The organism is Dapis hubbardiae BLCC-M172, assembly GCF_050016015.1.
In the GTDB taxonomy this organism is placed as follows: Bacteria; Cyanobacteriota; Cyanobacteriia; order Cyanobacteriales; family Microcoleaceae; genus Trichodesmium.
In genome coordinates this window covers 10,464-18,073 of record NZ_JBNHEQ010000066.1, presented here as the reverse complement: position 1 = coordinate 18,073, position 7,610 = coordinate 10,464, and the positions used below count along the sequence as shown (strand labels likewise).

The 7,610-nt window shown below is 35.7% G+C and carries 5 protein-coding genes; 3 read left to right on the top strand and 2 right to left on the bottom strand.

Features of this window, described 5'->3' with window-relative positions; all coding sequences use genetic code 11:
- Positions 1–192: 192 nt before the first annotated feature.
- The 3 genes from ACP6PK_RS06760 to ACP6PK_RS06750 all read left to right on the top strand — a co-directional run bounded on the left by ACP6PK_RS06760 (position 193) and on the right by ACP6PK_RS06750 (position 3,383).
- Positions 193–645: a hypothetical protein gene (locus tag ACP6PK_RS06760; RefSeq protein ID WP_094674789.1), complete on the top strand. Its 453-nt coding sequence runs from the start codon at positions 193–195 to the stop codon at positions 643–645.
- 77 nt (positions 646–722) lie between these two features.
- Positions 723–2,576, top strand: a complete 1,854-nt coding sequence (locus tag ACP6PK_RS06755; RefSeq protein WP_426558865.1) for a pentapeptide repeat-containing protein — start codon at positions 723–725, stop codon at positions 2,574–2,576.
- On the top strand, positions 2,577–3,383 hold the full coding sequence (locus ACP6PK_RS06750) for a CHAT domain-containing protein (RefSeq protein WP_426558867.1): 807 nt from the start codon (positions 2,577–2,579) through the stop codon (positions 3,381–3,383). It begins immediately after the preceding gene.
- A 311-nt stretch (positions 3,384–3,694) separates the two neighbouring features.
- Here ACP6PK_RS06750 and ACP6PK_RS06745 read toward each other — a convergent pair whose 3' ends face one another.
- Positions 3,695–3,946, bottom strand: coding sequence for a hypothetical protein (locus ACP6PK_RS06745; protein ID WP_426558863.1), 252 nt, complete (start codon positions 3,944–3,946; stop codon positions 3,695–3,697).
- A gap of 1,467 nt (positions 3,947–5,413) precedes the next feature.
- Positions 5,414–7,324, bottom strand: a complete 1,911-nt coding sequence (locus ACP6PK_RS06740; protein ID WP_426558861.1) for a transketolase C-terminal domain-containing protein — start codon at positions 7,322–7,324, stop codon at positions 5,414–5,416.
- Positions 7,325–7,610 lie beyond the last annotated feature (286 nt).

Genomic DNA, 7,610 nt, shown 5'->3' with positions numbered 1-7,610 from the left:
GAGTAGAGACTCTCGGAAGTGTCGAGTCGCTCTTTTGGAAAAATCTAGTCAGATACCAAAAGGTTTGTCTGATGAAACTTTGAGATTTGAGGTACTTTCAAGTTCTAAGTCATTAGAATCTGTTTTAACGTTATTATAAATTTTGCCAAAAAAATAAAGTCTCAAAATTAGCATAAAATAAAACGAAATAAAATGAATGACTTTGATCGAGAACTAAACAGTAAGATAGCCAGGATGCTAGACTCTCAATATTTTCTAGCATTCATTGACCAAACCCTCAAGCAATTTAAGCTAGATTGTTATTATGATGTAATGGATATAGTTGTCGAAGCTCAGAAAATTGCTTTAGAAAAAATTATATCTAGAGAAATTGTTGAAATTAATAAAGTTAGGCTCAGGAGAATTTGTTTTAAGGTCATTAGAAATTTGGCCAACAAAACAAAGTGTCAAAAATCAACAGAAAATAAAACTAAAGAATTAGACCGTAAGATAGACAGGATGCTAGAGTCTAAATCTTTTTTGGCATTTATTGACCAAAAGCTCAAGCAATTTAGATTACATTCTTATTATGATCTAATGGATGTAGTTGTCAAAGCTCGTGAAATTGGGTTAGGAAAAATTATATCTGGAAAAATAGATGTTTAAGCTTTTTAGGAATTTTCGTATTAATTTTTAGTCTCAGTTTAGCAGTAGCTTTAACTGAAATTATTTCTGGTAAACTTTTGGTAAATAGAGTAGTTATTGGAACACTTATACTCACTATTGTAGGAATTATTACTAACGCTTTGCATGACTATAATTCAGATAATATCAATCCTTGGTGGATAGTTATTATCTTAGCTATACCTATTTCCATAACTTTAATATTAATAGCTCAATATCTTGCAAAAAAGATATTAGCGGAAGACGAAAATAATCTTTCTATCCTTAAATTTGCTATTGCCATTGGAACTCTAGGAGGCACCTGTTTTAAAAATGCTAATTTAACCGATGCCGACTTTAGTCACGCCATTCTTAAAAGCACAAATTTTCGATTTGCTAATGCCACTCGCACATTCTGGCGACAAACCAAATATCTAAAATTTGCCAGAGTCGAAGTAACTATATTAGAAAATATAAAAGTCAGAGATTCACTAATAACTGGATTGGGAAAAGAGCAAGAATATATAGGAGCAAATTTGAGAGGAGCAAACCTGATAAGTGCCGACCTTAGTAATGCAAATTTAAAACTAGCAGACTTAGGGGAAGCTTCTCTACAAGCTGCCAATTTAAACAACGCAAATTTAACCGAAGCATTAGCAATAGGCACTAATTTTACCACTGCTCAAATGACAGGAATTTGTTTAGAATCTTGGAATATTAACCATACTACTATCCTCGATAATGTTGAATCAAATTATATCTATTTATTGGAAGAAGCTAAACCAGAAACAGACAATAGAGAACGTCGCCCTAGTAGTGGATATTTTCAAGAGGGAGAGTTTACAAAATTATTCACAGAAGTCTTAAATACTGTGGATTTAATTTTCCGAAATGGCGTTGATTTTAAAGCTTTTATGTCATCTTTCCAACAGGTACAAGTAGAAAATGAAGACATCACCATGAAAATTAAAAGCATGGAAAATAGAGGTGATGGAGTAGTGGTAATTAGAATTGATGTACCCCCAGAAACTAATAAAGAAAAAATTCATCGGGAGTTTATGCAATTCTATGATGAAAATGTGAGAGTGCTAGAGGAAAAATATTATCAAGAGTTAGAAGAAACCAAACGACAGATAAATCAAAATATTCAGATAAATCAAAATATTCAGAAAAGTGAGAGAAAGTATCAGATAGAGTTAGCAGAAATAAAGAAACAAAATTATCGTTCCGAAGAACAAAATAAAAACATGATGTCTTTGGTCAATCAGATATTTCAAAAATCAACCGCTGCTAATTATTTAGTGACTCTCAATTTTGAAGGAGGAAATTTTGAGACAGGCTTTCCAGCTATTAGAGCTAATATTTGGTCAGATGGTCATCCTTTACCAATTTCTTTAAGTGGTAACTTACCTGGAAATTTAGAAATTCCTCAACTCTATCAAAAGTGGAGCCAAAAATATAAACAATTAAGAGAAGGCTATCGAAATTTAGACTGGCTTCCTAGAATCAAAATGAAGAAAGAGCAAACAACAAATTTTTCCAAAAAAGATGCAGAGAAAGGAGTTCAGAAAATAATTGGTCAGATTCAGGAATTAGAGAAAGACTGGCGACTTATCCTTAACAACTGGTGGAACGATCCGAATTTTCACAAAATAGAAAAGGAGTTACGAACTAGATTTAATCCCTCAGATAAAGTACGACTAATTATCCAATCTGAAGATGTTTTAATGCACCGTATTCCGTGGCACTTATGGGATTTTTTCTCTGATTATATATTTGCTGAAGCTGCTATAGGTTTGCCAGAAGCTAACCGAGTTGAAAGGTTAAATATTGCTAGGGAAAAAATTCGCATCTTAGAAATTTTTGGAGATGACAGAGGGATAAATGTTGAGACAGATAAACAATATTTGTCTAGTCTCTTTACGGAAGTATAAATTGTCTCTTTAGTTAAAGCAAGTCGCCAAAAGTTAGATGAAAAATTATGGGATGAAAAAGGTTGGGATATTATTTGTTTTTCTGGTCATAGTCAAAGTGAAGCTGATGGAAGTACCGGATATTTTTATTCAGACAATGAAACAAAAATGACAATTGAGGAATTAGAAAATTACCTGGCAACAGCTATTAGGAAAGGTCTACAACTAGCCATATTTAATTCTTGTGATGGATTAGGTTTAGCGAGACAACTTGCTCGGTTACATATTCCGGCAATTATTGTTATGCGAGAAGAAGTTCCAGATGTAGTCGCCCATAAATTTTTACACCATTTTCTCCAGTCATTTACTAATGGAAAATCTCTATATATTTCTGTGCGAGAAGCGAGGGAAAAATTACAAGTAATGGAAAATAAATTTCCTGGTGCAAGTTGGTTGCCAGTTATTTGTCAAAATTCCGTAGAAATACCTCCTACCTGGCAAAGTTTACAAATCGCTCATTCTAATTTTGAGGGTAGTTTGACAAAATTATTATCACCTATCGAAACTAAACGGTTTAAACTCCTCACATCAAAGCAAAAAAGTCTGCTTCAACAATATTATGAATTGACAAATCTCTCAGAGCTATCTAAATCTGAAACTGAACAAATGGAAAAAATACTTGAGATAGCAGAATCTGACAATTTACTAAGTTATTGGATTGAAAAAATAGATGGCTTGGTTTATGAGAATTTAGGTTTGTTTACGGAAGAGAAACTTGACTATTATGAGAAGCAAAAAGCAAGGGGTAAAGAATTTTTTGTTAATTAAGATTTTTGTGGCGTGAGTAAAATCTCAAAGAAGCCTAATGTTATATTCTGATAATTTAGGCAGGATATTGTAGCTAGACAAATTAGGTTTAGCCCAACAAATATATTTTTTTTGAGCTAACCTTTGGGAAACAACCTAAGTTTCTCAAGCCAATCTATAAGAGATTGTTTTTCTGATTAGACATTTAGCAGACTCGATAATCAGAAGCTAAAGAAAGTAATTTCTCAATCAATTCCAAAATTCCTGAACTTCTGGATAAAATACCTTTCCAGAATCTTAATAGAGCTAACCAAGAAACAAAACTCATTTAATTACTTAATAACCGTGGCTTTATCCTCCTTCTTAACTTCTTGCTGAACATCAACCTTAATTTCCTGAACAGAATCATTTGCACTATCTCTTTTATCTACATCCGTCAGAATTTTTATTCCTTGAGGAGTTACTTCAAAATTGAAAATATACCTACCGTTAATCATCTGAATTGTGGTAAAAGCTCCGATGGAAAAAATTAGGACTCCGCAAAGTGGAAAGGTAATTTGCCAGATAGAAAGTTGCCATTTCATAGAATATTTACCTCAGCTCTAGACAGATGTATTTATTAGAGGTTTTCCTACTAATTCAAGACTTAGCAACCTCTCTATTATTTATGTGCTTTTCCAATCTACCTTTGTGACAGTAGCGATCGCCAATCTATTATTAAACATCTCTTTTTTTCTGACTGAATTGAGATTTAAAGAAACTGGCAAAAATCTTTATTTGTGAGGCGCATTTTGTTAGATATTTTTTGCATTTGTTTCCCCTATCTCCTGATAAAACCTCTAATTTATGGCAACTCAAAATATTCCTAAGTAGTCACGGGCTAATAAACCTAACATCTAACGAAATATTGATGTAGTTGAAACCTTTGAGATTGCTTCCTTCCACTCCGTTCCAGTCGCAATGACGTAGTTATAAATTTTCTCATTTACCTATTTAAAATCTTCACTTTCCTACAGGAGTTGCGATCGCCTCCTTCCATGACTAAAATCAAAAAACAGTTTCCTGCAAGAACGCAAAAGCATAAGAAAAAAAAATAAAATAAACTATTATCATTTTTTCTGCTTATTAAAAAATCTCTGATTTCGGCTAATTATTACAAAATATTTTACGGACTTGCGTTATTTCAGCGATTTGGTATCATATAGATACATAGCTTATTGTGCCAATGTTTTGTTTAAAAATAAGAAATTTTGTCTAGAAAAAGCTACAACCTTCTATTTTCGTCAATATAGGGTGCAAAAATTTATACCTTTTCTACGGTTGAATAAATCTCAAAAAAACTAATTTTGAATAGGTGTCGGTGCTTAAGCAATTATAACTATTGACAAATTTCTTTTAATAGTATCCAAAAACTGCTCTTCAAAATTAAATATCTCAGTAACGCTCAAAAATAGTTAATCATGTATTCCTGTCATCTGTGCTGGAAAAGTTTACCAACTTAGGTAATTAAATCCAAATTATTTAGTCATAGCAAGTCCGCAGCGACTGGAACGGAGTGGCAGGAAGCAATCTCAAAGGTGGCGCGAGATTGCTTCCTATCGTCGCAATGACAATTTTCGGTAGTGCGTCAAGGAAGTGTGGGGAGGGTAGTCCGTGTGGGAAGTGTGGTCCGTGTGGGGAGACTTCCCTTCCAGCAAGGAGGAATAATTGTAGGGTGTATCTTTATTGGGAAGTGTCAGCCACCTGTCCTAACTTTTTGGTTGCTCAACCTTTATATCTCAGAGCTTTTAGACCATTATTGGCCAGCCCTACGGAACTTATCCCACACTTTGCTGATGCACAACCCAATTGTCAGACGGATTCTAATCAGTTATAAAAAGATCAAATTGTAGAGACACTCCATAGAACGTCTCTCCTAGCTATCCTTTTTTTCCCAGTATTGATTAAAGAAACAGGACTTACGCATGAGGTACGAAAAACGCGGATTTGAGATTGCTGCCCTATCCGTCGCAATGACGGAAATACGTTCTACTGCGTAAGTCCTAAGAAAATTATTTAACTAACTCTTTAACCTGACTCATAATACCTTCAGGACCAATACCTTGATGGGGGAACTGTTCCCAAAGACCGCCACAACCTTCCTTATGAGTAGCAATATAAGCAAACTTCGGAGTCATACCACGTTCTAATAACCAAGAACCGAAACGACTACCCAAACCAGTACGACGGTTGAAAGCTTCAACTACCAAAACAAAAGGAGCAGCACCTACCTTTTTCAACATATCCTCATCAATGACATTCAGAGTCGGCTTATTAATCAAACCAACATCTATTCCTTCCTGCTTCAGACGTTCCACTGCATCAAGAGAACGATACAACGCATCACCGAAACTAACAATATAACCAGCAGTACCTTCCCGAATCACCTCATCTTTGCCAGGAGTAAACTTGTAACCTTCGCCAAAAAATTCTTTACCATCACTGTCAACCATAATAGGCACTTTCGAGCGAGTCGAAAAAATAAAGCGCATACCAGTTTGAGTAAACACTGCCTCAACACAAGCTTTCATTTGATTAGCATCTGCTGGGAAATATAGGCGAGTTTCATAACCATCATCCAGACCATTGTCAGCAAACATATTGTTTAAACCGAAGTGACAAGTATTATCTGCCATGTCATCTATACCCGCGTGGGAGAAATGGCATAAAACGTTAGAGTTATTTAACCGGGCCATTGTAATTTCCGAGATGCACATTTCTAGGAAAGCACTGAAAGTTGCAAAAATACCTTGCTTACCAACTTCCATACCAAACCCTGCAGCAGCAGAAAAATTTCCTCGTTCCATAATACCGCCACTAACAAACCGATCTGGGTAAGCATCGTGAATTTGTTTCAGTCCGCAGGAACCTTCCAAGTCACTGTCAACAAATAAGTGGTTCCCACGTTCTGCCTCACTCATGCCATTGAGAATAGATACCACAGTATCGCCGAAGACGTTGCGGTTGGAACCAACTTTGTCACTAACACCCAAGTAAGTGTAGCTTTGCTTAGGTTTTTCAATAGCTTCAAGATAGTTAACTGCTTCAGTTATGCCTCTACCCTTGAGATACTCGATCGCCAACTTTAAAGGAATTACATCATGTCCGTGGGTAGAACCTTCTAAACCTTCTATGCCTGGGCACATTTTCCGCTTATTAATTATAGCGATCGGACCTTCAGTTGTAACTGCTTGACAAATTCTTTGGTAAAGACTATCTAAATCTTCTCCATCTCCTTCAAGTACAGTCAGACCGTGACCTGTGAGAGTTTTATTCAGGTCATAACCCTTCAAATAGCTAGAAGGATGACCAGCAATAGTCACATCATTATCATCAATCAGCAATTTAACATTAAGATTTTGTGCTACTGCCATTCTCGCAGCTTCAGCATCATTACCTTCTTGTTGAGAACCATCAGAACCAAGGCAAAATACTACTTTATTAGGATTTGCCATTGCCACACCATTGATGTAAGGCCACATATGTCCTAATCTTCCAGAACTGAATTTTACTCCTGGGGTAAATCCTAATTCTGGATGTCCTGGTAGATGAGAATTAGCTGCCCGATAATTTACAAGATTTTCAACAGGAAGGTCTCCTTGTATAGTGGCCATCAGGTATTGGGTAGCTACACGGTGTCCAGCCTCATCAAAGAAAATAGGTACAAACTTTTCTGCTGCACCTCGGAAAAGAGCATCTAGAATCATTACTTCCGGCACTGTATCATAAGGGCCACCTGTATGACCACCTACTCCTCTAGCAGCGCCAGTTGCGGTAAAGAAGATAATTGTATCACGACAAAGTTGAATATTTGCTTTGAGTGTTTGTCGTTGTTCATCTGTAAGGGTGGGGTTTGTGGGGTCTAGGGACAGAGGTTTGTAGCTTGCTATATTAATTGGAAATGGTGCCGTAGCAATTGTCATGGTTAATCAGAGTGATAATATTCGTAGTTTATCATCCCATAATTTGTTCCCTACTTAAATAGGGTTGGCTGAAAAAGTCTTATGTTCATTAATTGATATTGATAATGAAAACTATCTCTAATTATCAATTATTAGGAGAGGCAATAAAGCTGAATTGATTAATTATCAATTATCCATTGGCATTTGAAACCTAACATAATTATTCCGCTCGCTGATACACAGGAGCAAGATGCTCCTACTGCTGAAGAATTAGGCGATCGCTCCTTGACAGCTAGAAAAAGTTGTT

Excerpts from the sequence above, each read along its gene's own strand:
- ACP6PK_RS06760 (WP_094674789.1), top strand. The coding sequence starts at position 193 with ATGAATGACTTTGATCGAGAACTAAACAGTAAGATAGCCAGGATGCTA.
- ACP6PK_RS06745 (WP_426558863.1), bottom strand. The coding sequence starts at position 3,946 with ATGAAATGGCAACTTTCTATCTGGCAAATTACCTTTCCACTTTGCGGA.
- ACP6PK_RS06740 (WP_426558861.1), bottom strand. The coding sequence starts at position 7,324 with ATGACAATTGCTACGGCACCATTTCCAATTAATATAGCAAGCTACAAA.